This window comes from Phreatobacter stygius, assembly GCF_005144885.1.
In the GTDB taxonomy this organism is placed as follows: domain Bacteria; phylum Pseudomonadota; class Alphaproteobacteria; order Rhizobiales; family Phreatobacteraceae; genus Phreatobacter; species Phreatobacter stygius.
Genome location: NZ_CP039690.1, coordinates 2,801,823 through 2,827,036 on the forward strand (window position 1 = coordinate 2,801,823; position 25,214 = coordinate 2,827,036).

At 66.8% G+C, this 25,214-nt stretch carries 28 protein-coding genes; 18 read left to right on the forward strand and 10 right to left on the reverse strand.

The window, feature by feature from the left end; all coding sequences use genetic code 11:
• The first annotated feature begins 60 nt into the window (after positions 1-60).
• Positions 61-678: a pyridoxamine 5'-phosphate oxidase gene (pdxH, locus tag E8M01_RS12925; protein WP_136960491.1), complete on the forward strand. Its 618-nt coding sequence runs from the start codon at positions 61-63 to the stop codon at positions 676-678.
• Here pdxH and eutC read toward each other — a convergent pair.
• Positions 669-1,445, reverse strand: coding sequence for an ethanolamine ammonia-lyase subunit EutC (eutC, locus tag E8M01_RS12930; protein WP_136960492.1), 777 nt, complete (start codon positions 1,443-1,445; stop codon positions 669-671). The two genes, pdxH and eutC, sit on opposite strands and share 10 nt — an antisense overlap.
• A 5-nt stretch (positions 1,446-1,450) precedes the next feature.
• Complete coding sequence (locus E8M01_RS12935) at positions 1,451-2,824, reverse strand: ethanolamine ammonia-lyase subunit EutB (protein ID WP_136960493.1); 1,374 nt, start codon at positions 2,822-2,824, stop codon at positions 1,451-1,453.
• 24 nt (positions 2,825-2,848) lie between these two features.
• On the opposite strand from E8M01_RS12935, the gene E8M01_RS12940 reads away from it, so the two are divergent.
• Positions 2,849-3,661 (forward strand): SDR family NAD(P)-dependent oxidoreductase, encoded by an 813-nt coding sequence (locus E8M01_RS12940; protein ID WP_425467737.1) that lies wholly within the window; start codon positions 2,849-2,851, stop codon positions 3,659-3,661.
• Positions 3,662-3,677: 16 nt separating this feature from the next.
• Here the strand turns inward: E8M01_RS12940 and E8M01_RS12945 are convergent, their stop codons facing one another.
• Entirely contained in the window at positions 3,678-4,481 is an 804-nt protein-coding gene (locus E8M01_RS12945; protein ID WP_136964604.1) for a helix-turn-helix domain-containing protein, read from the reverse strand.
• A 151-nt stretch (positions 4,482-4,632) separates the two neighbouring features.
• On the opposite strand from E8M01_RS12945, the gene E8M01_RS12950 reads away from it, so the two are divergent.
• On the forward strand, positions 4,633-5,052 hold the full coding sequence (locus tag E8M01_RS12950) for a hypothetical protein (protein WP_136960495.1): 420 nt from the start codon (positions 4,633-4,635) through the stop codon (positions 5,050-5,052).
• A 60-nt stretch (positions 5,053-5,112) separates the two neighbouring features.
• Here E8M01_RS12950 and corA read toward each other — a convergent pair whose 3' ends face one another.
• Positions 5,113-6,090, reverse strand: a complete 978-nt coding sequence (gene corA, locus E8M01_RS12955) for a magnesium/cobalt transporter CorA (protein ID WP_136960496.1) — start codon at positions 6,088-6,090, stop codon at positions 5,113-5,115.
• A 230-nt stretch (positions 6,091-6,320) separates the two neighbouring features.
• Here corA and E8M01_RS12960 point away from each other — a divergent pair, with 230 nt between their 5' ends.
• Positions 6,321-6,953, forward strand: coding sequence for a LysE/ArgO family amino acid transporter (locus E8M01_RS12960; RefSeq protein WP_136960497.1), 633 nt, complete (start codon positions 6,321-6,323; stop codon positions 6,951-6,953).
• 167 nt (positions 6,954-7,120) lie between these two features.
• Here E8M01_RS12960 and E8M01_RS12965 read toward each other — a convergent pair whose 3' ends face one another.
• The gene (locus tag E8M01_RS12965) at positions 7,121-7,300 is read right to left on the reverse strand and encodes a hypothetical protein (RefSeq protein WP_136960498.1); all 180 of its coding nucleotides are present in this window, start codon (positions 7,298-7,300) and stop codon (positions 7,121-7,123) included.
• Between the two features lie 328 nt (positions 7,301-7,628).
• Between E8M01_RS12965 and E8M01_RS12970 the strand changes: the two genes are divergently transcribed.
• Complete coding sequence (locus tag E8M01_RS12970; protein ID WP_136960499.1) at positions 7,629-8,213, forward strand: L,D-transpeptidase; 585 nt, start codon at positions 7,629-7,631, stop codon at positions 8,211-8,213.
• Positions 8,214-8,314: 101 nt separating this feature from the next.
• Here the strand turns inward: E8M01_RS12970 and E8M01_RS35760 are convergent, their stop codons facing one another.
• Entirely contained in the window at positions 8,315-8,443 is a 129-nt protein-coding gene (locus tag E8M01_RS35760; protein WP_281287844.1) for a hypothetical protein, read from the reverse strand.
• Positions 8,444-8,708: 265 nt separating this feature from the next.
• On the opposite strand from E8M01_RS35760, the gene smc reads away from it, so the two are divergent.
• The 3 genes from smc (at position 8,709) to E8M01_RS12985 (ending at position 12,958) form a co-directional block, all read left to right on the forward strand.
• On the forward strand, positions 8,709-12,164 hold the full coding sequence (gene smc, locus E8M01_RS12975; protein WP_136960500.1) for a chromosome segregation protein SMC: 3,456 nt from the start codon (positions 8,709-8,711) through the stop codon (positions 12,162-12,164).
• A 163-nt stretch (positions 12,165-12,327) separates the two neighbouring features.
• Positions 12,328-12,609, forward strand: a complete 282-nt coding sequence (locus E8M01_RS12980) for a BrnT family toxin (RefSeq protein WP_136960501.1) — start codon at positions 12,328-12,330, stop codon at positions 12,607-12,609.
• Positions 12,560-12,958 carry a BrnA antitoxin family protein gene (locus E8M01_RS12985; RefSeq protein WP_136960502.1) on the forward strand — a complete coding sequence of 133 codons (399 nt, stop codon included), beginning with the start codon at positions 12,560-12,562 and terminating at the stop codon, positions 12,956-12,958. The genes E8M01_RS12980 and E8M01_RS12985 overlap by 50 nt, the downstream gene beginning before the upstream one ends.
• 9 nt (positions 12,959-12,967) lie before the next feature.
• Here E8M01_RS12985 and E8M01_RS12990 read toward each other — a convergent pair whose 3' ends face one another.
• The gene (locus E8M01_RS12990) at positions 12,968-14,941 is read right to left on the reverse strand and encodes a primary-amine oxidase (RefSeq protein WP_425467721.1); all 1,974 of its coding nucleotides are present in this window, start codon (positions 14,939-14,941) and stop codon (positions 12,968-12,970) included.
• A 359-nt stretch (positions 14,942-15,300) separates the two neighbouring features.
• On the opposite strand from E8M01_RS12990, the gene E8M01_RS12995 reads away from it, so the two are divergent.
• From E8M01_RS12995 to E8M01_RS13015, 5 genes are all read left to right on the forward strand, one after another.
• Complete coding sequence (locus tag E8M01_RS12995; protein WP_136960503.1) at positions 15,301-15,657, forward strand: AtpZ/AtpI family protein; 357 nt, start codon at positions 15,301-15,303, stop codon at positions 15,655-15,657.
• 74 nt (positions 15,658-15,731) lie between these two features.
• Positions 15,732-16,478 (forward strand): F0F1 ATP synthase subunit A, encoded by a 747-nt coding sequence (locus E8M01_RS13000; protein ID WP_136960504.1) that lies wholly within the window; start codon positions 15,732-15,734, stop codon positions 16,476-16,478.
• 67 nt (positions 16,479-16,545) lie between these two features.
• On the forward strand, positions 16,546-16,773 hold the full coding sequence (locus tag E8M01_RS13005) for a F0F1 ATP synthase subunit C (RefSeq protein ID WP_136960505.1): 228 nt from the start codon (positions 16,546-16,548) through the stop codon (positions 16,771-16,773).
• 105 nt (positions 16,774-16,878) lie between these two features.
• The gene (locus E8M01_RS13010) at positions 16,879-17,424 is read left to right on the forward strand and encodes a F0F1 ATP synthase subunit B (protein ID WP_136960506.1); all 546 of its coding nucleotides are present in this window, start codon (positions 16,879-16,881) and stop codon (positions 17,422-17,424) included.
• A gap of 10 nt (positions 17,425-17,434) precedes the next feature.
• The gene (locus E8M01_RS13015; protein ID WP_136960507.1) at positions 17,435-17,920 is read left to right on the forward strand and encodes a F0F1 ATP synthase subunit B family protein; all 486 of its coding nucleotides are present in this window, start codon (positions 17,435-17,437) and stop codon (positions 17,918-17,920) included.
• A 101-nt stretch (positions 17,921-18,021) separates the two neighbouring features.
• On the opposite strand, the gene E8M01_RS13020 is transcribed toward E8M01_RS13015, so the two are convergent.
• The 3 genes from E8M01_RS13020 to E8M01_RS13030 form a co-directional block, all read right to left on the reverse strand.
• Positions 18,022-18,723, reverse strand: a complete 702-nt coding sequence (locus E8M01_RS13020; protein ID WP_136960508.1) for a DsbA family protein — start codon at positions 18,721-18,723, stop codon at positions 18,022-18,024.
• A gap of 135 nt (positions 18,724-18,858) precedes the next feature.
• Positions 18,859-19,584, reverse strand: coding sequence for a DsbA family protein (locus E8M01_RS13025; protein WP_211596719.1), 726 nt, complete (start codon positions 19,582-19,584; stop codon positions 18,859-18,861).
• A 110-nt stretch (positions 19,585-19,694) separates the two neighbouring features.
• Positions 19,695-20,225: a DUF6101 family protein gene (locus E8M01_RS13030; protein WP_246088711.1), complete on the reverse strand. Its 531-nt coding sequence runs from the start codon at positions 20,223-20,225 to the stop codon at positions 19,695-19,697.
• 425 nt (positions 20,226-20,650) lie between these two features.
• Here E8M01_RS13030 and E8M01_RS13035 point away from each other — a divergent pair, with 425 nt between their 5' ends.
• From E8M01_RS13035 to E8M01_RS13055, 5 genes are read left to right on the forward strand one after another with little or no spacing between them, the layout of a single operon-like run.
• Positions 20,651-22,000, forward strand: coding sequence for a TldD/PmbA family protein (locus E8M01_RS13035; RefSeq protein ID WP_136960510.1), 1,350 nt, complete (start codon positions 20,651-20,653; stop codon positions 21,998-22,000).
• Positions 21,987-22,760: a 3'(2'),5'-bisphosphate nucleotidase CysQ gene (locus E8M01_RS13040; protein ID WP_136960511.1), complete on the forward strand. Its 774-nt coding sequence runs from the start codon at positions 21,987-21,989 to the stop codon at positions 22,758-22,760. The genes E8M01_RS13035 and E8M01_RS13040 overlap by 14 nt, the downstream gene beginning before the upstream one ends.
• A gap of 53 nt (positions 22,761-22,813) precedes the next feature.
• The gene (locus tag E8M01_RS13045) at positions 22,814-23,050 is read left to right on the forward strand and encodes a DUF4170 domain-containing protein (protein WP_136960512.1); all 237 of its coding nucleotides are present in this window, start codon (positions 22,814-22,816) and stop codon (positions 23,048-23,050) included.
• Positions 23,051-23,074: 24 nt separating this feature from the next.
• Positions 23,075-23,890, forward strand: coding sequence for a lysophospholipid acyltransferase family protein (locus E8M01_RS13050; RefSeq protein ID WP_136960513.1), 816 nt, complete (start codon positions 23,075-23,077; stop codon positions 23,888-23,890).
• Entirely contained in the window at positions 23,853-25,190 is a 1,338-nt protein-coding gene (locus E8M01_RS13055; RefSeq protein ID WP_246088712.1) for a 3-deoxy-D-manno-octulosonic acid transferase, read from the forward strand. Before E8M01_RS13050 ends, E8M01_RS13055 begins: the two co-directional genes overlap by 38 nt.
• Positions 25,191-25,214 lie beyond the last annotated feature (24 nt).

The following is a 25,214-nucleotide window of genomic DNA, read 5'->3' on the forward strand; positions in this document are numbered from 1 at the left end:
ACGCTTTCGACTCCGGAGCCCAGTACCGCTCTGAGGCGGAGTGAACAACGGAGTTGGTTAATGTCAGGTTCGGATCAAGCGGAATTCAGCGAGGCCGACGAACCCTTCGACCTGTTCGACCGATGGATGGCCGACGCCACCGCGTCCGAGCCGAACGACCCGAACGCCATGGCGCTGTCGACGGTCGATGCCGACGGCCTGCCCAATGTCCGCATGGTGCTGTTGAAGGGCGTCGATGTCAGGGGGTTCGTCTTCTACACCAATACCGAAAGCCAGAAGGGGGTCGAGCTCCTGGGCGCCGGCAAGGCGGCCGCGGTGTTCCACTGGAAGTCGCTGCATCGCCAGGTCAGGGTGCGCGGCCCGGTCGAGCGCGTCACCGATGCGGAAGCCGATGCCTATTTCGCTTCGCGGGCGCGCTCGAGCCGCATCGGCGCCTGGGCGAGCCAGCAGTCGCGGCCGCTGGAGACCCGCTTCGCCCTGGAGAAGGCGGTGGCGTTCTACACGGCCAAATATGCCATTGGCGAGGTGCCGCGCCCGCCGCACTGGACCGGCTTCCGCATCCTGCCGACCTATCTGGAGTTCTGGCACGACCGGCCGTTCCGCCTGCATGACCGCGTGGTGTTCCGCCGCGAACGCCCGGAGGGGCCCTGGACGACCAAGGAGCGGCTCTATCCCTGACCGGCCAGGCCCGGCGGCGCGCCGCCGGGCGCGAGCAGCAGATCGCTCTCGTCCTTCAAGGAGATGCCGGTCAGTTGGCGCCGGAAGGCCTCGGCGGCGAGCCAGCTGAGCTTGAAGGCGGCGAGCTCGACGGCGAGGCCGCCGGCCCGGATGTTCGAGACGCAGTTGCGTTCGGCGTCGTTCCGGCCAGGCCTCGCGTCGAAGGTCAGATAGGCGCCGAGGCTGTCGGGTGACGACAGTCCCGGCCGCTCCCCGATCAGCACGAGCACGGCCCGGGCGCCAAGCTCGGCCGCGACGGCATCGCCGAGCGCCACCCGCGCGCCGGTCGCGACCACCACCGGACCGATGGCGATGCCGGCCGAGGCCAGGCGCGGCAGGAGCGCGCCGACCAGCGCCAGCGCATTGGTTTCCACCGCGGTTGCCGACAGGCCGTCGGCGATGACGATGACCAGGTCACCAGGGGCCTCGGCGCAAGCCGCGAGCCTGGACCTCGAGGTTTCGGCGAGCGCGCGGCCCCAGTCCGGGCGCCTGAGATAGGCGGCGCGATCGCGCGCCAGGCTTTCCACCGTGACGGCCGCGAGGCCGAGATCGCCGAGGCCGGCGGCGATCCGCTCCGGGTCGAAGGTCGCATGGACCGCGTCGCGCGCCTTGGCATGGGCCAGCGCGAAAGCCAGCACTTCGCTCGTCGGCAGCGATCCGCCGGCCCGGCCGATCGCGATGCGGGCCGGCGTGCGGGAGGCGAGATGCGACCAGGGATCGCGGGTCATGCCGGCTACTCCGCGGCGATCAGCCGATGGCCGGGACGGGCCGGCAACAGCCGCCCCGCGGCATCGGTCAGCGCGAGCGATTGCAGCCAGGCCTCGAATTCCGGCGCACGTTTCAGCCCGAACACCTCGCGGACATAAAGCGCGTCGTGGAACGAGGTCGACTGATAGTTCAGCATCACGTCGTCGGCGCCGGGAACGCCCATGATGTAGGAGACGCCGGCCGCGGCGAGACAGGTCAGCAGCGTGTCCATGTCGTCCTGATCGGCCTCGGCATGGTTGGTGTAGCAAACGTCGCAACCGAGCGGCACGCCCATCAGCTTGCCGCAGAAATGGTCTTCCAGCCCGGCCCGCAGGATCTGCTTGCCGTCATAGAGATATTCCGGGCCGATGAAGCCGACCACGGTATTGACCAGGAGCGGCTGGAAGGCGCGGGCCACGGCCTGCGCGCGGGCCTCCAGCGTCTGCTGGTCGACGCCGTGATGGGCCGCGGCCGACAGCGCGGTGCCCTGGCCGGTCTCGAAATACATGACGTTGTCGCCCAGCGTGCCGCGCTTCAGCGAGCGTGCGGCGTCCAGTCCCTCCGTCAGCACCGACAGGGTGACGCCGAAACTGGCATTGGCGCGCTCGGTGCCGGCGACCGACTGGAACACCAGGTCGACCGGCGCGCCGCGGTTGATCAATTCGATCGACGAGGTGACATGGGTCAGCACGCAGCCCTGGGTCGGGATGGCGTGGCGCTGGATGATCTCGTCGATGAGTTTCAGCAGATCGCCGAGGACCGGCAGCGAATCGGAGGCCGGATTGATGCCGATGGTGGCATCGCCCGCGCCATACATCAGGCCGTCGACGATCGAGGCGGCGATCCCGCCCGGATCGTCGGAGGGATGGTTCGGCTGCAGCCGGACCGCCATGGTGCCGGCAAGGCCGATGGTGTTGCGGAACCTGGTCACCACCTGGCACTTCCTGGCCGCCAGGATCAGATCCTGGTTGCGCATCAGCTTCGACACCGCCGCGGCGACTTCGGGCGTGATGCCGGGCGCCAGCGCCGCCAGCACGGCCGGTGTCGCTTCCGCCGACAGGAGCCAGTCGCGGAACGCGCCGACCGTCAGGCTGGCGACCGCCGCGAAGGCGCGGTCGTCATGGCCGTCGAGGATCAGCCGGGTCACCTCATCGTCGTCATAAGGCACCAGCGGTTCCGCCAGGATCGCCTTCAGCGGCAGGTCGGCGAGCGCCAGCTTGGCTGCGACGCATTCCTCCTGGGTGGCGGCGGCGATCCCGGCGAGCTGGTCGCCCGAGCGGATCGGCGTTGCCTTGGCCATGAGATCCCTCAGGTCGGCGAAGACGTGGGTGCTGCCGCCGATGGTCGCGCGAAACGGCATCGCATCTCCTGATCGTGTATCCACCTGACACCAATATGCTCTATGGAGTGTAGCCGACCGACCGCCTCGGTCCATTCCAGAATGCTCAGGGACGCGACCTTGAACCAGCCTCGTCGAACCCTTCTCCTGACCGGTGCCAGCCGCGGCATCGGCCACGCCACCGTCAAGCGCTTTTCCTCGGCCGGATGGCGCGTGATCACCTGCTCGCGCCAGGCCTTCCCGGAAAACTGTCCCTGGGAAATGGGGCCTGAAGATCACATCCAGGTGGATCTCGCCGATGCCGCCGATACCGAGCGCGCCATTGACGATATCAGGGCGCGCCTCACCGGCGGCCGGCTGGAGGCGCTGGTCAACAATGCCGGCATTTCACCGAAGGGCGAGGCTGGCGGCCGGCTGGATTCGCTGCATACGCCGCTGACCGTCTGGCAGCAGGTGTTCCAGGTCAATTTCTTTTCGTCGATCCTGCTGGCGCGCGGTCTTCTGGCCGAGCTCAAGGAGGCCAAGGGTTCGATCGTCAACGTCACCTCGATCGCCGGCTCCCGGGTGCACCCCTTCGCCGGTGCCGCCTATGCCACCTCCAAGGCCGCGCTCGCCGGCCTGACCCGTGAGATGGCGGCCGACTTCGCGCCGCACGGCATTCGTGTCAACGCCATCGCGCCGGGCGAGATCGATACATCGATCCTGTCGCCCGGCACCGACAAGATCGTCGAACAGATCCCGATGCGCCGGCTCGGCACGCCCGACGAGGTGGCTAAGATCATCTATGTGCTGTGCACCGAGACCTCGAGCTATCTCAACGGTGCCGAGATCCACATCAATGGCGGCCAGCACGTTTGAATGGGTTTGAGGCGGCTTAGGCGGCGTCCTCGGCGAGCCGGCGCAGCGCGTCGCCGGTCGCGGCATCGGCCGGCAGGAAGGCCTCGATCGCCAGTTCGGCCAGGGTCACGTCGATCGGCGTGCCGAACACCGTGGTCGTGCTGACAAAGGACAGCGTTCCTGCCGCCGTCTTCAGCCTGAGCGGCACGAACAGCTCGTGGGCCTCCTGGCCGCGGCCCGGGCGCGGCGGCGCCAGCGGCACCGGATAGGCCGAGGCCTCGCGGTTCAGCTCTTCCAGCACCGGGTCGGCGGTAATCTCGATCTGGCGCCTGAGGCGCGCCAGGAGATGGGCCCGCCATTCCGCGAAATTCTCGATCCTCGGCGCCAGCCCGCCCGGGTGCAGGCCAAGCCTCAGCACGTTGATCGGCGCGGTCACCAGGGCCTCGTCGCAGCCTTCGAGGAACGGACCTATGGCATTGTTGGCGGCGACCAGCGTCCAGTGCCGGTCGATGGCGACCGCCGGATAGGGTTCGTGGCCGGCCAGCACGATATCGATGGCCCGGCGCGCGGCGGCGATCGCCGGATCGTCGAGCCTGCGCTCCGGGAAGATCGGCGCGAAGCCCGCCGCAACCAGCAGAACGTTGCGCTCGCGCAAGGGGATGTCGAGCTGTTCGGCCAGATGCAGGATCATCTCGCGGCTGGGGGCGGCGCGGCCGGTTTCGACAAAGCTCAGGTGTCGGGTCGAGATATCGGCCTCCGAAGCGAGATCGAGCTGGCTGAGGCGACGACGCTGGCGCCATTCGCGCAGGTGGTCACCGATGGGGCGGGCGGCGGAGTTCATGGTGTTCATGGCCGAAGGTTAGCCCGATCGCCATGCCTCGACCAATGACCTCGGAGGTAATCGACCAGCCGCGCATTTCTCCCGAGGATGGCGTCATCAGCTGATCGGCACGCCGGTCCTGAACCCGAAAACGCCAGCTCCGGAGACCATGATGTCGTCCATCGCCACTTCGATCTTCCGCACCACCAATCCGGTGACCCTGCTGCGCCGCGTGCTGGCCTTCGACGCCGTCACCAGCGGTGCCATGGGTCTCATGCTGATCCTCGGCGCCGGCCTGCTGGAACCGCTTCTGGCCATTCCGAAGAGCCATCTGATGCTGGCCGGCGCGATCCTGGTGCCGTTCGCGCTCGGTGTCGGTCTTGCCGCTGCCCGCGCCGAGCTCAGCCGCAAGGCGATCTGGGCGATCGTCATCATCAATGCGCTGTGGGTGATCGAGAGCTTCGCCGTGCTCTTCGCCGGCGCGATCAGCCCGAACGTGCTGGGCGTGGCCTTCGTCGTCGCTCAGGCCGTGTTCGTCGCGGTCCTGGCCGAGCTCCAGGTCATCGGCCTGAAGCTTCTGGCGCGCGGCTGATGTCGAACCCGACCTCGAGGAGCCGGCGGCAAGCCGGCTCCTCTCTTGTCCAGCCCTCGGTCAGAGCCAGCCTTTCTTGCGGAACCACAGATAGGGCAGCACGCCGGAGAACAGCATCAGCGTCATGGCCATCGGGTAGCCCAGTTCCCAGCCGAGCTCCGGCATCATCTTGAAGTTCATGCCGTAGATGGTGCCGACCAGGGTCGGCGGCATGAACACCACCGACAGCACCGCGAAGATCTTGACGATATTGTTCTGCTCGATGCCGATCAGGCCGAGCACCGCGTCGAGCAGGAAGGTGATCTTGTTGGCCAGCGAATCGCAGTGCTGGGTGAGCGATTCGGCGTCGCGGTTTTGGCTCTTCAGCAGCGCCCGGACATCCTTCGAAACCTTGTTGCCCTCGATCTCAGTCGCCAGGAACAACAGCAGGCGGTTGATCGAGACCAGGCTTTCCCGCGCCTTGGAGACCAGTTCGCCCTTGGTGCCGAGCGTCTGCAAGACGTCCTGGAAGGTTTCGGACGCCGCCCGCGCGCCGGTATGGCGACCGGTGAAGATCCGGCTCGAGGCCTGTTCGATCTCCTCGCCGACCCGCTCCAGGATGTCGGCGATGCGATCGACGATGGTGTCGAGCAAGCCGGTCATGATCGCTTCGGGGGTGGCCTGCACCGCGCCCGGTTTCTGCGCCCGGTTGAGGAACAGGTTGATCGGCTTCGGCGTGTCGTAGCGCACCGTGATCAGGCGTGTCGGCGACAGCACGAACGAGATCTGCGTCAGTTTCGGCGCGCCGAGCTCGGTATTGCACAGCAGGGTGGCGGTCATGTAGCGCACGCCGTGATCGACATAGAGCCGGCTCGACGGTTCGATCTCGAGCATTTCCTCGCGCGTCGGGATCTCGATGCCCAGGCATTTTTCCAGGAGCTTGTCCTCGCCCTGCACGGGCTGGAACAGGTCGACCCATTTGACATTGGCCGGCACCGCATCGGCGGTCGCCTCGATTCGAACGAGGGCCTCGTTCTCGACCCCATAGGCATTAAACATGGCTCAAGCTCCGAATGCGCCGGCTGGGCCTGCCTAGCGCACTTCGCGCCGACCTGGGAACCCGCGCGCGACAAGAAAGCGTGACGATGACGTCGCCATGACGGTAACGCCGGCAAATGGATTCGGCCGAGCCCTGTGGCAAACCGGGTCGCCGGCATGGGCCGCACACCGGGCTCCGGTCCGCGCGAAAGATTGGTCCGCGAAGAAATTCAGGTTAGTCGGAACGGACCATGCAGGCCTATCCCCTTCTTCAAGCAGCCCTGACCGGCTTCTTCATCGGCTTCGGGCTGATCGTCGCCATCGGCGCGCAGAATGCCTTCGTGCTCCGTCAGGGGCTGATGCACCGGCACGTGCTGGCGGTCACCACGGTCTGCGCCCTGTCGGACGCCTTGCTGATCGTCGCCGGCGTTGCCGGCCTCGGCACGCTGGTGCAATCCTCGCCCAGGCTTCTCACCGTTGCGACGCTCGGCGGCGCGGCCTTCCTCGCGGCCTATGGCTGGCTTGCCGCCCGGCGCGCGTTTCATCCGGGCAGCCTGGTCGCGGCCGGCAACGGCGCCGCCGACGGACTGAAGGCGACGCTCGCCACGGCACTCGCCCTCACCTTCCTCAATCCGCACGTCTATCTCGACACGGTCGTGCTGGTCGGCAGCCTGTCGGCGCAGTTTTCCGGCACCGCGAAGCTCGCCTACGCCGCCGGCGCCGCGCTCGCATCCGGCGTGTGGTTCTATGGGCTCGGCTTTGGCGCCCGCCTGATCGCGCCGGTATTCGCCCGGCCGGCGGCCTGGCGGGTGCTCGACGGCTCGATCGCCCTGGTCATGTGGACCATCGCCGCAAGCCTGGTCTCGAACTGGCTCCGCGGCTGACGCGCGAACCAGGACCGGTGGGCTGGACGCGCAGAAAAAAAGGCCGGTCTTGCGACCGGCCTTGGAGGTGGTTCAGGAGAGGCATGTGGGAGGTAGGCACTGTGGCCGGCCGAAGCCGGGTCTTTGAAGATCAGTTCCAGGTCAATCGACCAGATCGGTCGAAAAAGTCAGTCGACGAAGTCTTCGATCCTGCGCGGGGCCGGGGTTTCCGGTGCGTTGGATCGCGATGGCTTGGTCAGGGAAGTGGCCGCGGAAACGGCCGATATGCCGATCCGACGATAGTGCGCGGCGAGCGGATCGCCGGGCGCCTCGGCAGCGACAACAGCGGCCGTCGGGGCGAAAGTCATGGGTCTGATCTCCATTTTGCTCCGGACGCGTGCTTGCATAGGGCCAGCGCCGGACCGGGCAATGTCTAGGCGGGCGATGCGGCGGCCATTGGTTCCGATCGTGGACGGATCGTGGCGCCGTGAGGCTCTCTTCGCGGCGGCCGAGGCGCTGCTGACGTGGCGCGGCATGGCAGAATTGCAACAGAGCCGCGCATTTGCCAGCCATTCGCAATGTGGCGCATTGACCAAAAGTCACGTCTTCGCCACAAGAATTACCGACGAACGAATATGAAGTCGCGCGCTGGCCGGTTGCTGTCTCGCGTCCTGTGGCATTTGAGAGGACTTCGGTATGCGGTGGGGCTTCCTTGCGTTGGCTGCGTTGGCATTGGCCGGCTGCAACAACCAGACGGTGAACGCCGTTCGACCGGTCTCCGAGCGCGACGCGACCTTGATGGCACAGGGGCCTCAGGTCGAGATGGATTACTGGCGCATGCCGCTCAGGGTGCCCTATCGCACCACCGAGGCGCCGGGCACCATTATTGTCGAGACCGCCTCCAAGCATCTCTTCCTGGTCGAAGAAGGTGGTTCGGCCATTCGTTATCAGGTCGCGGTGGGCAATGAAGCCTTCGGCTGGACCGGCACGGCGACCATTCAACGCAAGGCCGAATGGCCGACCTGGACGCCGCCGGCCGAGATGCGCCGGCGCTGGCCGCAATTGCCTGCCTTCATGGAAGGCGGACCGCAGAACCCGATGGGCGCGCGCGCGCTCTATCTCTACCAGAACGGCCGCGACACGCTTTATCGCATCCATGGCACCAATTCGCCGCTGCAGATCGGCGAGGCCGTGTCGTCGGGCTGCATTCGCATGCATAACGAACACGCGGTCGACCTGTTCAACCGCGTGCCGGTGGGAACCAAGGTAATCGTGCGCTGACACGAAGCCCAGGCTGAGCGTGATCGACCGATCGCCCTCGGCTTGACATGACAAAGGCGGCCCTTGAGCCGCCTTTTTTCTTTGTCCGCTCGGATATTGGCTCAGGGCCCGGTCTTGGTCGGTTTCGGCGTACCGAGCGCACCTGCGACCGCTTTGATGGCAACCTTGCCGTAACGGTCTTCCAGCCGGACACCGCCCTTAGGCTGCGCCCGCGGGGTCTTCGAAACCATTGCTTCCTCCTGAACGGTTTTACCGTTCTCGTGTTTGTTCGGTGAATGTTACACGATCGTGCCGCCGAGCCGAAGGGGCCAGTCGTGCGACGCAACATTCGGGCGTGCAGCGCGGCAGCAGGGGTCGTCCCTCGGTTCGTTCGGGACACAGGCGATCCAACATCTTGCGGGTCCACAGGATTGTCACGCTAGATATGGCGTTAGCGTGCTTTTCGTGGCAGCTTGAGGCCCTGATGAAATCCGACTGAAGCGAAGTCCTGGGACCATGAAGTTCTCCCGCCTGCGCATTCTCGGCTTCAAGACTTTCGTGGAGCCGATGGAGTTCCTGATCGAGCCGGGCTTGACCGGCGTGGTCGGGCCGAATGGCTGCGGCAAGTCGAATCTGGTCGAGGCGCTGCGCTGGGTCATGGGCGAAAATTCGTTCAAGAACATGCGTGCCTCCGGCATGGACGACGTGATCTTTTCCGGATCGGGCGGCCGTCCCGCGCGCAACACGGCCGAGGTGACGCTGACCGTCGACAACAGCCAGCGCCTGGCGCCGGCCCAGTTCAACGATCACGACGTGCTCGAAGTGTCCCGCCGCATCGAGCGCGAGGCCGGCTCGATCTACAAGATCAACGGTCGCGAGGTGCGTGCCCGCGACGTGCAGATGCTGTTCGCCGACGCCTCCACCGGTGCCCGGTCGCCGGCGCTGGTCCGTCAGGGCCAGATCAGCGAAATCATCAATGCCAAACCGCAGGCGCGCCGGCGCATCCTGGAGGAGGCGGCCGGCATTGCCGGTCTCTACGCGCGCCGGCACGAGGCGGAGACCCGGCTGAGGGCGGCCGAAACCAATCTCGAGCGGCTCGAGGTGGTGCTCGCCCAGATCGAGGGCCAGCTCGACAACCTGAAGCGCCAGGCCCGCCAGGCGGTCCGTTATCGCGGGCTCTCGGCCGATATCCGCAAGGCCGAGGCGACGCTGGTCTTCCTCAAGTTCCGCGAAGCCGGGGAGGCGGTGCGCGAGGCCGGGCGGCTGGTCGAGCTGGAAACGCGGGTGGTCGCCGAGCGCACCACCGGCCAGGCGGAAGCCGCCAAGAACCAGGCCGTCGCGGCGCATCACCTGCCCGGCTTGCGCGACGAGGCGGCCAAGGCCGGCGCCGTGCTGCAGCGTCTGGTGCTGGCGCGCGACCAGCTCGACGGCGAAGAGCGCCGTGCCCGTGAGCGCATCGCCGAGCTCGAGCGCCGGGTTGCCCAGCTCGATGGCGATATCGCCCGCGAGAAGGCGCTGGGCGCCGATGCCGATGGCGTTCTCGCCCGGCTTGGAACCGAAGAGCAGGGCCTGCGCGAGGCGATGGACGGCGCCAAGGGCGCCGAGATCGAAGCCGGCGCCAAGGTCATAGCGGCGGAAATAACGCTTGGCGGCAGCGAGAAGGCCTTTTCCGAGGCGACCTCGGCCTTGGCCGAAGCGGTCGCCCGGCGCAATCAGCTGGAGCGCGCGATCCGCGACGTCTCCGAGCGGCTGGTGCGGCTGGAAGGCCAATTGGCCGAGATCGTCGACGAGACGGCGAAGCTGGAGGCGAGCTCCGATCATGCCGCCCGGCTCGAAAGCCTGAAGATGCAGTTGGAGGAGGCTTCCGCTGCGCTCGAGGAAGCGGAGGCGGAAGCGGTGTCGGCCGAACAGGCTCATGCCGGCGCCCGCAGCCAGGAGGGCGAGGCCCGTCGGCCGCTGGCCGATGCCGAGCGCCAGGTCCAGCATCTCGACACCGAGGTGCGCACCCTCGCCAAGGTGCTGAACGTCTCGCACAAGTCGGCCTGGCCGCCGGTGGTCGAGGCGATCCGGGTTGCCAAGGGTTATGAGACGGCGCTTGGCGCGGCGCTCGGCGACGATCTCGACGTGCCGACCGCGGCAGCCTCGCCGCAGCATTGGGGCGGCGCCGACGCGGCGGGCGATGCGGCTTTGCCCGACGGCGCCGAGCCGCTTTCCGCCCATGTCACGGCGCCGGCCGAGCTCAGCCGGCGCCTGGCGCAGATCGGCATCGTGCCGCGCGCCGACGGCGCGCGCCTCGCGGCCGGCCTGAAACCCGGCCAGCGGCTGGTGTCGAAGCAGGGCGATCTCTGGCGCTGGGACGGTTTCGTGGTGGCGGCGAATGCCCCGACCGCCGCCGCCCGCCGCCTTGCCGAGCGCAATCGCCTGGGCGACATCGAAAAGGACCTGGTGGCGGCTCGGGCGACCGTCGTCGGGTTGAAGGCGACGGCGGAAGCCGCTGCCGCGGCGGTCAGGCGCGCGGCGACCCGCGAACAGACCGCCCGCGACGGCTGGCGGGCCGCCCAGCGTGCCGCCGATGGCCTGCGCGACCAGCTCGCCAATGCCGAGCGCGCCGCCGCCAGCGTCACCACCCGGCTCGCCGCATTGGTCGAGGCGCGCTCGCGCCTGAGTGCCAGCATCGAGGAGGCGGCCGCCGTCAAGGCCGATGCCGCCCGCGCGCTCGAGAACCTCGGCCGGACCGCCCATCTCGAGACGGTCCTTGCCGAAAGCCGCACCGAGGTGGCCCAGCATCGCGCCGTGCTCGCCGAAGCCCGTGCCAATGCCCAGGGGCTTGCCCGCGAGGCGGAGATGCGCGGCCGCCGGCTCGGCGAGATCGGCAGCGACCGCCAGGCCTGGCTGACCCGCCAGGCCAATTCCGGCCGGCAGATCGCCGATCTCGATCGCCGGCTGGCGGAAGCCCGCGCCGAAGCCCAGGGACTGGCCGACGCGCCGGACACCTTCGTCGAGCAGCGCCGCGCTCTGATCGGCCGGATCCAGGACGCCGAAACCGCCCAGAAGGCTGCCGCCGACAAGCTCGCCGCCGGCGAGACCACGCTCGCCGACGCCGACCGGGCGGCCCGCTCGGCGCTCGATGCCATGGCTGGCGCGCGCGAAGGTCTGGTGCGGGCCGAGGCAAGGCTCGAGGCGGCGCAGGCGCGCCTGCGCGAGATCGAGCAGGAAATCACCGAAAAATTCGAAGTGCAGCCGATGGCGCTGCCGAAGATCGCCGAGATCGCCGTCGACGCCCAGATGCCTGCGACCCGCGACCTGGAAGACGCCCTTGAGCGGCTGAAGCGCGAGCGCGAAAAGCTCGGCGGGGTCAATCTGCGCGCCGATGACGAGCTGACCGAGGTGCAGGCGCAGTTCGACGGCATGATCGCCGAGCGCGACGACCTGGTCGAGGCGATCAAGAAGCTGCGCGCCGGCATCGGCTCGCTGAACCGCGAGGGTCGCGAACGGCTGCTCGCCTCTTTCGCCATCGTCAATGAGAACTTCCAGCGGCTGTTCGCCACCCTGTTCGGCGGCGGCACGGCGGAGCTGCAGCTGGTCGAATCCGACGATCCGCTGGAGGCCGGTCTCGATATCCTGGCCAAACCGCCGGGCAAGAAACCGCAGACCCTGTCGCTGCTGTCCGGCGGCGAGCAGGCCTTGACGGCGATCGCCCTGATCTTTGCGGTGTTCCTGACCAATCCGGCGCCGATCTGCGTGCTCGACGAGGTCGACGCGCCGCTCGACGACGCCAATGTCGAGCGTTATTGCGACCTCTTGCACGACATGACCCGCACCACCCAGACCCGCTTCGTGGTGATCACCCACAATCCGATCACCATGAGCCGGATGAACCGGCTGTTCGGCGTCACCATGGCCGAGCGCGGCATCTCGACCCTGGTCAGCGTCGATCTCGACCGCGCCGAGCACCTGATCGCGGCGGAATAGCTGCTCGCGCTTGGCAAATTCACTACGAATGTATATACATGCCGGCTGAGACCAATCTCGGCTGAAAATTTTCCGAGATACTGGGCTGCGCCCAACTCAAAAGCAGACGTCGGGCTGATCGGATCGATTCCGTTCAGTGAGACCTTTTGAAGCGAGCGCGGATATGGATTTTGAGTGGGACAACGATAAGCGCCTCTCGAACTTCAACAAGCACGGCATAGATTTCGTCGATGCAACCGCCGTCTTGGTAACTCCAAGCTATACCGTCAGGTCGAAGCACCTGTCGGAGGCGCGATGGATCACGATCGGTGAGTTGGATGGCGTCTTGATAGCGGTCATCTGGACGTGGCGAAACGAAACGCAGCGGCTGATTTCGGCCCGACGGGCAAGACCAAATGAGCGAAAAGATTACGCGCGTCACATTGGAACAGGTTCGATCGGGTAAGCTGAAAGGCGAGACCGACTGGGCCCGGGTGCGGGCCATGACCGATGAGGATGTCGAGCGGGCGATCGCCGAAGATCCCGACGCCGACACCATGGTCGACGACCCCGACGAAATCTATGTCGGCATCGTCGCCGACTGGACGCCGCCGCCGCGCAAGGCCGCCATTTCCATCCGGCTCGACGAGGATGTCCTGGCCTTCTTCAAGGCGGCGAGGGGCCCCTATCAGACCCATATCAACGCGGTGCTGCGGTCCTATATGACATCGGTGACCAAGGCACGCGGCGCCAAGGCGTCGGCCAAGGCTCGCCCGGTGCGGCGGAAATCCGTGCCGAAATCCGCCGCCGAGTAGCCGGCGGCCTCAGCCGCAGCAGGAGCCGCCGCCCTCGACGCTCGCGTCGTTCTTGTCGGCCGGCAGGTCCATGGCCGGGTTCTCGGCGAAAAAGCCGTTCGGCTTCAGCGTGAAGCCGGCATATTCCACCGGCATCACCGGAAAATCCTCGGGCTTGCAGACATGGGTATGGCCGAACGAGTGCCAGACCACGATGTCTTCGTTCTCGATCGGCCGGTTCTGCGCGCTGTAGCGCGGCAGGCCGTCGCCGCCGGCATGCTGGTTCGGATAGTCGCCGCTGGCATATTTCTCCGCCGGGTCGAAGCGGGTCACCCAGACATGTTTGGAGGCGAAACCGCCGCGCTGGTGCACGAAGGAGCCCTCTTGCGCCAGCATCAAGGGGCTCGGCTGGACGATCAGCTTGTAGCCGGTCGGCTTGCCGACGCTGTTGGTCACATTGGGATTGCTGATCTTCCAATAACGCCCGGTGCGTCCGTCGGCTTCGCGGGCCGCGTCGCGTTCGCGCGCCAGCACCCGCGAGGTCGTGTCGAAAACATTGCCATAGGGGTTGTCGCGGCCCCAGGGCCGTGGCTGGAACTCGTGTTCGGACACGGTGTTCTTTTCACCGTCGACCATCATATGCATGCGCACGTTGAAGAAATGCTGGTGGGTCGGGCCGCCCAGATTGTCGTCGACCATGCCGCCCCAGGGATAGGTTTTGCCGGGCGCCACCGCGGCGGTCTGGATGATGCCGGTCAGCTTGGCCTCGAGCTGGATCGTGCCGTCCTGGTAGAGATGCCAGTAGAAGCCGTAGTCGTAATTGCCGACGGTGGCGAAGAAGCTGATCACCAGGCGGCGCGAGCGCCTGACCTCATAGGTGTCGTTCCTGAATTCGTAGTGCTTCCAGAGGATGCCGTAATCCTCCTCGTGCAGGCACACGGCGTTCTTCATGACGAAGGGCTTGCCCGTGTCGTCGGCCACCGGAATGTCGAAATAGTGGATATGGCCGAGGCAGTCGCAGCCGAGTTCGAGCGCATTGGCGAGCTTGCCGAGGCCATATTCGCCGGCGTCGAAGGCGCTCTTCCAGAAATGGTTGGCACTCGGGTCGGCATAGGGCACCACCATTTCGGTGACGCTGGCGCGATAGATGATCGGCCGCTCCCGGCCCTTGTCGGCATAGCCGAGCTGGTGCAGCACCAGGCCCTCGCGCGGGGTGAAGCCGATGCGAAACGACCAGTTCTGCCAGGTCACCTTCCAGCCGTCGACCGAGAAGCTTGGGCCGTCGCGCTGGACGATATCGAGCGGCTTCAGGCCCGGGCGTTTGTCGGCAAAGGATTCGCGGTTGTAGTTCCGCTTCTTTTTCGGGATCGGGATGATCTCGTCCTCGTCGACGAGATGGACGACTTTTTCCTCGATCAGGTCGACCAGGGCGACCACGCCCTCGATCGGCGAGGCATAGCCATTGTCCTTGCGATCGGCGCGATAATAGGACACCGCGCTGACCAGCCGGCGGCCGCGCTCGGCGTCGCGGTCGAAATAGCCGGCCGAGAACGGATCGACCTGGACCAGTTCGATCTCGGCATCGGTCAGGCCGCGCCGGGTCATGGCACGACGCCATCCGGCATCGGCCTTGACGATGTCGCCGGCCTTGAAGAACTCCTCCAGGAACACCGGCGGCTGGCCGTAGGGCGGGGTTTTCACCGCGCGCTCGACGACGCTGACGACGGTCCTCGCCGTGATGTCGACCACCGCCTCGTGGACCCGTCCGGTCTTGCTGTCCACCGTCACCAGGAAGGCCCGGCGCCGGATCGCTTGGCCTGGCGTGTAGGCCAGCACCTCGGCTTTCGGCGGCTCGTCCAGTTGCGCCATGGCGAACCGGGTGTTGGGCCCGAGCTTTTCGGCCGACAGGAGAATATCCGTCGCGCTGGCGATTTCCCGTTCGGTCAGCGGATCCAGCGGATGACCGGGGATGGAGAACTGCGCAGCCATCGGGGACACGGTCATGTATCGAACTCCATGCGGCACGGCCCAATGAGCCGGTCAAAGGATCGGTTTTGCCGGCCGCGACAGGGGGCCGTCTCGTCCGCTCGCAGCCTGCGCCGGTTTGGCCGGCCGCCGCAAGACGGGTGGCCGCAAGCGAGCTCATGCGGCGGACTGTCGCTCGACGATGCAGGGGTGATAGGACAAACCGATTATCCCGCGAAAATGATTCAAAATATCAGTGGGTTAAACTAAAACCGGCGATCCTTGACACGGTTTCGCCCCGTCACTATAGGTGTCCCCGGCTTACGGGGGGTGGCAGACCGGCGTCCTTCCGTGGTTTCGCAAGATCTGACCGGGCCGGCCGAACAGGCAGGTCTTAGATGGCGGACAAGCGAAACGACGGAGCGGCAGGCGGGCGGTCGTCTGAAGAAGCCGACCTCGACGCGCGTCGCCGCGCGCTCGGATCGAAGCTCGAAGCACTCGAGCAAAAGCGAGCCGAGACGCGTGGTTCTGTCAGCCGGTCGGGCTCCGATACGTCGGGCATGGGGCGCGGTTTCCGCTACTCGGCCGATTTCGTCTCGGCGGTTCTTGTCGGTTGCGGCATCGGATGGTTGTTCGACCGTCTGCTCGGCACGCGACCGTGGGGTCTGATGATTTTTGTCGTGCTCGGCTTTGTCGCGGGGGTCTTCAACCTCCTCAGGCTTGCCGAACGCGAACGCCGGCAGAGCGATCAATAGAACGCGCCGCCGGTTCGCCGCGGGGTCCCTAGGGCCTCGCGACCGTGGCATGAATGAACTGGAGCAGCCGACCGATGGCGAGCCCGATCGCACAATTCGAGATCAAGCCGCTCATTACGCTCGGCAAGATCGGTCAGTCGCCGATCGCCTTCACCAATTCGGCTGCCTTCATGTTCGTCGCTGTGGCGATCATCCTCGCCTTCCTGCTCCTGTCGACGCGCGGCCGCGCGCTGGTGCCGTCCAGATGGCAGTCACTGGCCGAGATGTCCTACGAATTTGTCGCCAATACGGTGCGACAATCGGCCGGCCACGAAGGCATGAAGTTCTTCCCGCTGGTGTTCTCGCTGTTCATGTTCGTGCTGATCGCCAACCTGGTTGGCCTGATCCCCTACACGTTCACCGTCACCAGCCACATCATCGTCACCTTCCTGCTGGCCATGCTGGTGTTCCTGACCGTGGTGGTCTACGGCTTCGCCAAGCACGGCCTGCACTTCTTCCGCCTCTTCGTGCCATCAGGCGTGCCCGGCTACGTGCTGCCGCTGGTCGTCGTCATCGAGGTCATCTCGTTCCTGTCGCGGCCGATTTCGCTCTCGGTTCGTCTGTTCGCCAACATGCTGGCCGGCCATATCGCGTTGAAGATCTTCGCGGGCTTCGTCGCCTCCATGCTGGGTGCCGGCATCTGGGCGATCTTCGCGCCGCTGCCTTTGGCACTGGCCGTCGGCCTGACCGCGCTGGAGCTGCTGGTTGCCTTCCTGCAGGCTTACGTCTTCACCATCCTGACCTGCATCTACCTCAACGACGCGCTGCATCCGGGTCACTGACCCGGCTGCCGCCCGTCTCCGTCCAAACCCATCAATCCCCCTTCATCGACACCTCAAGGAGTTCATCATGGATCCGGTTGCAGCGAAGTATCTCGGCGCGGGCCTGGCCTGCATCGGCATGGCCGGCGCCGCCATTGGCGTGGGCAACATCTTCGGTCAGTTCCTCTCGGGCGCCCTGCGCAACCCGAGCGCCGCTGACGGCCAGTTCCCCCGTCTCATCTTCGGCTTCGCCGTGACCGAAGCGCTCGGAATCTTCTCGCTCCTGATCGCGCTGCTGCTGCTCTTCGCGGTCTGATACGAGCCGGTCGGGCGGCGTTTGCGCCGCCCCCGATATCCCGGGGCTTCGGCGCCAGCGGCGCCGGGCCCTTCTCGGCTTGCTTTAGGATCCTGAGGATCGGTCATGGCTTCTCCCACGACAAGCGGAACCTCCGTGCCGCACGATGCACACGGAAGCGTCGGGTTCCCGCCCTTCCAGGGCGACACTTTCCTGTCGCAGATCCTGTGGCTGGCGATCGCGTTCGGCCTGCTCTACTGGCTGCTCTCCAAGGTGGCTCTGCCGCGCATTGGCGGGATCCTGCAGGAGCGCAGCGAGCGGATCGCCCGTGACCTCGAGGAAGCCCAGCGGCTGAAGGCCGAATCGGAAGCCGCCGGCGCGGCTTACGAGAAGTCGCTCGCCGACGCCCGCAGCAATGCCCAGGCGATCGCGGCCGAAACCCATGCCAAGGTCTCGGCCGAAGCGGACGCCACCCGCAAGTCCCTGGAGGCCGATCTGAACGCCAAGCTGCACCAGGCCGAGGCTCAGATCGCCGCGTCCAAGACCAAGGCGATGACCAATGTCCGCGGTATCGCCATCGATACGGCTCCGAGCATCGTGCTTCAGCTGACCGGCAAGACGCCGGCGGCGGCCGATGTCGAGAAGGCCGTCGACGCGGCCCTGAAGAGCTGAGGAAACCATCATGTTCTTCGAAGCTGAAACCTGGGTCGCCGTTGCCTTCCTGATCTTTATCGGGATCCTCGGCTATTTCGGCGTGCACAAGCTGGTGCTGAACGCGATCGATGACCGCGGTCGCAAGATCGAGGGCGAGCTCGCCGAGGCCAAGCGCCTGCGCGAGGAAGCGCAGGCGATCGTCGCCGACTACAAGACCAAGCAGATCGCGGCCGAGAAGGAAGCGGTCGCCATCATCGCGGCCGCCAAGGCCGATGCCGAGCGACTCGCCGCGGAAGCCAAGGCCAAGGTCGAGGATTTCGTCACCCGCCGGACCAAGATGGCGGAAGCCAAGATCGCCCAGGCCGAGGCCCAGGCGGTTGCCGACGTGCGTGCCGCCGCGGCTGATGTCGCGACCGCCGCCGCCAGCGCCGTGCTGGCCGACATCGCCAAGGGTGCCGCCGGCAACGACCTGATCAAGGCCGGCATTGCCGAGGTCAAGGCGAAGCTGAACTGATCGGCTGACGCCAGCCCGCAGCATCAAAGACTGATAATCAAAAGGCCGCCGGGATCGCTCCCGGCGGCCTTTTTCTTAAGCAATCCCGCATTTGCCGCCGGTCAGGCCGGCGGCAGCAACGGAACGATGATCTTTTCGAACTCCTCCAGCGGCTGCGCGCCGAGCACGCGCTTGCCGTTGACGAAGAAGGTCGGGGTCGAATCGACGCCGAAGACGCTCGACGCGCGATCGCGCACGGCGTTCAGGGCATCCAGGATCGCCTGGTTGTTCAGGCAAGCCTCGAAGGCCGCCTGGGTGAAGCCGGCCTGGCGCGTGATGCCGGTCACCGCGGTCAGCGGGTCATTGGTGAAGGCCCAGTTGCGCTGTTCCCGGAAGAACACGTTGATCATCGCGAAATAGCGCGCCTGATCGCCGCTCGACATGCCGTCGGCGCCGAGCGCGCAGCGCGTCAGCATATAGACCGCGGTATCGAGCTGGTTCAGCGGGAACTCGCGGAACACCAGCCTCACCTTGCCGGTGTCGATATATTTCTCTTTCAGGCCCGGCAGGATGGCGGTGTGGAAGGTGGCGCAATGGCCGCAGGTCAGCGAGGCATATTCGACCAGAGTGACCGGTGCTGCCGCATTGCCCAGAACGCAGTCGCCGAGCGGACCAGGGGTCATCAGCTCCTTGACGTCGACCGTTTCGGCGGCGCTGCGCCGCGGACCCTGGGCGAAGGCGGGGCCGGCCAGCGACAGCGCCGCGGCGCCGGTCAGCGCCAGACCGGCTGACCCTTCGAGAAGTTCTCTGCGCGACATCGACATGTCGATCTTTCCTTGTGCCCAATCGAAGCTGACCAACGCCAATACCCGTCGCGTCCAACCGTGGCAACATCACGACGATCACTTGCTTTGGCGGCATTGGTCACGCTTGCGCGAGAATCCGGGCGGTCTTGCCGGCTAGAGCAAGGTGCCGATCAGCGCTTCGAGATCGGCATCCGTGCCGGTCGCCTTGCGCCCATTGACGAAGAAGGTCGGCGTCGAATTGACGCCGAACCGGCCGGCCGCGCGATCGCGGCTGTACAACACGGCGTCGAGGATCGCCTGGTCGCGCAGGCATTGCTCGAGGTCGGCCTGGGCGTAACCGACATCCGCAGCGATCCTGGCGAGCGCGACGATCGGGTTGTCGGCGCCGGTCCAGTCGCGTTGGCGCCGGAACAGGGCGTCCAGATAGACGAAATAGCGCTCCTGGTCGCCGAGCGCGCGGCCCTGCGAGCCAAGCGTGCAGCGGGCGAAGATATAGGCGGCCAGATCCAGCTGGTTCAGGGGAAATTCGCGAAACACCAGGCGCATATGCCCCCGGTCGATGAATTTCTCTTTCAGCACCGGCAGCGTGGTGATGTGGAAATGGGCACAGTGCGGACAGGTGGCGGAGGCATATTCCACCATGGTCACGGCAGCGTCGGGGGCACCGAGAATGCAGTCGCCGAGCGGTCCGGGCACCATCAGCTGGGCGACATCCACCGCCGTCATGGCCGGATCGGGGCTCTGCGCAAAAATCTGGGCGCGCGCCGGAGAGCCCAGGCCGAAGAGCCCGGCTGATCCCATGACCGTGCCCATGACCGTGCGCATGAGCGCGCTTGTGAGCGCCCCTTGGGTCAGAATGCCGCGTCGCGATATCGGCATGGCCAAGACCTCCGCGGCCGTGGCATTGGTGCCGCCGGCCTCGGCCTCACACTGGCGACGCCGCATCGATCATGCAATGCATGGCCGCGTCCCGCAGGCCGCCTTGGTGGTCACGAGCGCGCGATGATTTCCCGTTCGCGATGGACCGCCCGTCCGGCCACCGCACCACCGGCCTTGCGGCGCATCAGCGCCATGGGCCGGCGCGCGCGCAGCGCCGAATGCCGGCGCCGGCGTGGCCCCGGCCGGCCGAGAACCACCTGGCCAAGCCGCTCGAAAGCCTCGCGGATGGCGCCGTCCGGCTCGATCACCAGCAGGGGCAAGGCAAATCTGCGCGCCCAGAGCTGCCATTGGGCGACCACGTCGTCGCCGTCGGTGGCGACGAACAGCGGCACGTTCAGGCTCGGGTCGCCATGGGCAAGCACGACCTCGACCTTGTCGGTGCCGTGGATCGCGCCGTCGCCGATCCTGACCGCGACACCGCGATAGGCCGTGACCGGCAATTGCAGCTTCATCCTGGCCCCGCCGACGGTTCTGCGGATGACCAGCCGGTCGTCGAAGAGGTCGATCGACCGGTCGCCGCTATCGGTGCCCTCGTCGGGGACGGAATAGCGGGCCGGAAGACGGGTGGGATCGAGGCACAAGGCCTCGATCCCGGCGGACGCTCCGCCTGGCACCGTTTGACGCAACACTTGCATGCTCCCTGGGGTCTTTGGCCGCTTGGTGAGCAGCTCTCGCCCCGTCGTTATCCCGACTGTCGCAGCATTTCTTGTCCGCGAGCTTAAGGCGAACGGTTAAGCGGAACTCAATCTGATCGGAAGATATGCAGTTGTTTTGCTATGCTTGAGAAAGGCTTCGCATGCTTGCTTTCGGAATGCTTGGGAGACGTGCTTTCGCAAAGCTTCAGAGGCAGGATGAATCAATCACTACCGGTTTCGGCCGGATTTGAATGGAAGGCTGCTCGCGCGATCGTGCGGCTCCGCCAAAGGCAAAACCTGCATGCCGCCTTGAATCGGCGCGCTCCGGTCCCTACACGAGAACGATCCTCCCGACGGCCACAGGCGTGCTCATGTCCGATCTTCTCGATACCGAGGTTCTCATCGACCAGGCGCGCCGCCTCGTCGCTGCTGCGCGCCGGGCCGGTGCCGACGCCTGCGACGTGGTCGCGGTGCGCGGCATCTCGGTCGGCGTCCAGATGCGCGACGGCCAGGTCGAGGCAACCGATCGGGCCGAGGGCGACGATATCGGCCTGCGCGTCTTTGTCGGCAGGCGCAGCGCTTCGGTTTCGTCCAACGATCCGCGCGAGGATGTGGCGGCCCTGGCGGAGCGGGCCGTGGCCATTGCCCGGGTCGCGCCGGAGGACCCGGTCGCCGGCCTGGCCGACCCGGCCGAGCTCGCCACCAGCTGGGCCGATCTCGACCTGCTCGATCCGGTGCTGGCTGATGTTGCCGAACTGGAAGGGCTGGCCCGCCGCGCCGAGGCCGCGGCGCTGGCCGTACCGGGCGTCAGCAAATCGGGTGGGGCGGGTGCCAATGCCGGGCTCGGCGGCTTCGCGCTGGTCACCTCGACCGGTTTCGAAGGCGCCTCTCTCGGCTCCTGGACCTCGTTCCAGATGACCGCCATTGCCGGCGAAGGCACCGGCATGGAGCGCGACTATGACTATTCCTCGGTCCGCCATCGCGCCGATCTCGCCTCCGCCGAGACGATCGGGGTTAGCGCCGGCGAACGCGCGGTCAAGCGGTTGAACCCGCGCAAGGTCGATACCCGCAAGGTGCCGGTGATCTTCGATCCGCGCACGGCGGCGAGCTTTCCAGGTCATCTCGCCGGCGCGGTCAACGGCCAGGCGGTCGCCCGCAAGACCTCGTTCCTGCGCGACAAGCTCGGCCAGCGCATCTTCAAGCCGGGGGTCGCCATCATTGACGACCCGCTCAGGCCGCGCGGCCTCGGCTCCCGGCCTTTCGATGGCGAAGGCGTCGCCGCCCGGCGCCTGGCGGTGATCGAGGACGGCATCCTGACGAGCTGGTTCCTGGATACGACGACGGCGCGCGAACTCGGCCTGAAGACCACCGGCCACGCCAGCCGCGGCGTCGGCGGGCCGCCGGCGCCGGGCAGCACCAATCTTCACCTGGCCGCCGGCACCGAGACGCCGGAGGCGATGATCCGCTCGATCAAGGACGGGCTTTACGTCACCGATATGATCGGCAGCGGCGTCAACATGGTCACCGGGGACTATTCCCGCGGCTGTTCCGGTTTCTGGATCGAGAACGGCGAACTGGCCTTTCCGGTGGCCGAGATCACCATCGCCGGCAATCTGGTCGACATGTTCCTGAACCTGACGCCGGCCAATGATCTCAGTTTCAGATATGGCACCAATGCGCCGAGCGTGCTGGTCGAAGGCCTGACCATTGCCGGACGCTGACGACCTGCAGCTGCGCGATCTCCTGGTCGCGCTCGCGGCCGAGGCGGGCGCGATCGCGCTCGACTTTGCCAAGCGCGGCATGAAGACCTGGACCAAGGCCCACGCCTCGCCGGTCACCGAGGCCGACATCGCCATCGACACGTTCCTGAAGGACCGCCTCGGCGCCGCCCGGCCGGATTTCGGCTGGCTTTCCGAGGAGACGGCCGACGATCCCGCGCGCCTCGGCAAGCGGCAGGTCTTCATTGTCGATCCGATCGACGGCACCCGCGCCTTTGCCGGCGGCCTGCCGGACTGGACCGTGTCGCTTGCCGTGGTCCGCGACGGCCGGCCGGTGGCCGCGGCGCTCGCCGAACCCGAGGCCCGCCGCGTTTTTGCCGCCGCCCTTGGCCATGGCGCCACCGTCGGTGGCCGGAGCCTTGTCGCAGGATCGCGCGAGACCCTGACGGGTGCCCGGGTCGCCGGGCCGAAGCCGATGGTGGAACAGGCGCAGCGGCAGGGCGCCATCGTGCTGCCGAAAATTCATTCGCTGGCGCTGCGCTTCGCCAAGGTTGCGGTCGGCGAGATCGATGCCGGCTTTGCCGGCGGCCAAAGCCATGACTGGGACCTTGCGGCGGCCGATCTTTTGGTGCACGAAGCAGGCGCATCATTGACCGGTTTCGACGGTGCAGTGCCCATCTATAACAGGCCCGCTCCCGTGCATGTTCCGCTCGTCTGCGCCGGGTTTCCGCTGCACGGGCTGCTGACGAGCACGATCCGATAGCGCGCTCGATCGGCCGCCGCGAACGGTCACGAATTGACGGAGTGACTGCCGCCATGGTCGGTACCAGTGAGACCAAGCAACTGCTGCATCTTGTCTTCGGCGGCGAATTGACGCGCCTCGACGGCACCGAGTTCAAGGACCTGTCGAAACTCGAGGTCGTCGGCATCTTCCCGAATTACGCCACCGCGCATGCCGCCTGGAAGGGCAAGGCCCAGCAGACCGTGGACAACGCGCATATGCGCTTCTTCATCGTTCATCTGCACCGCCTGCTCGATCCGGACGCGGCCTGACGCCGGCCAGCGGTCGCTCGCCCGATGTCCTTCCTGAAACGCTTCGGCCGGTCGGCGCGTGTCCGCTCGGCCGCGGGCTCCTTCCTGGCCGGCTATCTCAAGCTGGTCTGGAACACCGGCCGGTTCGCCTTCGACCCGCCCAATCTTTACGACTATGCCGACGCCAATCTGCCGGTGATCTTCGCCATGTGGCACGGCCAGCACTTCCTGACGCCCTTCGTGCGCAAGCCGGAATATCAGGCCGCCGTGCTGATCTCGCGCTCCACCGACGGCGAGATGAATGCGATCGCCGCCGAGAAGCTCGGCATCCGGACGATCCGCGGCTCGGGCGACCACCGCGGTCAGTTCGCCCGCAAGGGCGGCGTCGGTGCCTTTTTTGAAATGCTCGAGACCCTGCGGGCGGGCGTGACCGTCGCGGTGACCGCCGATGTGCCGAAGGTCGGCAAGAAGGCCGGGCTCGGCATCGTCATGCTGGCGAAACATTCGGGCCGGCCGATCCTGCCGATCGCGATTGCCACGGCGCGGCGCATCGATCTGAAATCCTGGGACAAGGCGAGCATCAATCTGCCATTCTCGCGCGGTGCTGTGGTCGCCGGCAAACCCATCTGGGTGCCCGCCGATGTCGACGACGCCGGGCTCGAGACCTGGCGGCAAGCTGTGGAAGACGAAATGAACCGGGCGACCGCCAGGGCCTATGAGATCGCTGAAGGCCATTCCGCGCCCGCGCTCTGGTCGGAAGACGAGGTCGCCGCCCTGTTGAGCGCCCGCGAGCGGTCGGATGCCTCGCGGCGGACGGCGCCCGATGGCTCGCAAAGCCGCGCCGGAGCCGGCAATGGCTGAATGGCAGCGCTACCGCACCACAGCCCTGTTGCGCAATTACGCCCGCGCGACCGCTTTGCTCGGGCCGGCGGCCGACCTGCTGGCCCGCCGCCGTCTTCGCCAGGGCAAGGAAGATCCGCTGCGCGTGCAGGAACGTCGCGGCGAGGCGACGGTCGCCCGGCCGGCCGGCCGGCTGGTCTGGCTGCACGGCGCCAGCGTCGGCGAGTTTCTGTCGATCGTGCCGCTGGTCCAGCGTCTGCAGGCGCGCGGCGTCACGGTGCTGGTCACCACGGTGACGTTGACCGCCGCGGCGCTTGCCGCCAAACGTCTGCCCCCGGGCGCCATCCACCAGTTCATGCCCTGGGATGTGCCGTCCTTCGTCGACCGTTTCCTCAACCATTGGCGCCCGGATCTGGCGATCTTCGCCGAATCCGAACTCTGGCCGAACCTGATCATGCGGACCACCGGTCGCGGCACGCCGCTGATCCAGGTCAATGGACGGATGTCGGAACGATCGTTCAAGGGCTGGATGCGGGTGCCCCGCTCGATCGGCTCGCTGCTGTCGCGCTTCGAGCTTTGCCTGATGCAGACGGTCGACGATGCCCGCCGCGTCGAAGCACTTGGCGCGCCGCGCGTATCGACCACCGGCAATCTGAAATTTGATGTGCCGGCCCCTGAGGTCGAGCCGGGCGCCGCTGCGGCCTTGACCAAGGCCATCGGCAGCCGGCCGGTCTTCCTGGCCGCCTCGACCCATGAGGGCGAAGACGAGATCGTGCTGCAGGCGCATCGGCTGATGGCGCCGCGGCTGCCCAACCTGCTCACCATCATCGCGCCGCGTCACCCGGGGCGCGGCGCCGATATCGCAGCGCTCGCCGAGGACAACGGGCTGGTTGCGGCCCAGCGCTCGGCCGGCGCGCTTCCCGATATCAGGACCGCCGTCTACGTCGCCGACACGCTCGGCGAGATGGGCCTGTTCTACCGCGCGGCGCCGGTCGCCTTTCTCGGCGGCTCGTTGATCCGTCACGGCGGCCAGAACCCGATCGAGCCGGCCAAGCTCGGCGCGGCCATCGTGCACGGGCCGCATGTGTTCAATTTCGCCGCCGTCTATGCCGCGCTGACCGAGAAGGCCGCGGTCCAGGAGGTCGGCACGGCCGAGGCTCTGGCCGCCGCGGTCACCATGCTGCTGACCGATCCCGTCGGACGCACCGCCCAGCGGGAGGCCGCAAGCGAGACGGTCGCCGGGCTCGGCGGCGCCCTGGAGCGCACGCTCGCCGCGATCGAACCCTATTTCCTGGCGCTCGCCATGCGCAATGCATCATGAGGAACGCGGGCGTGAGGCGCGCTC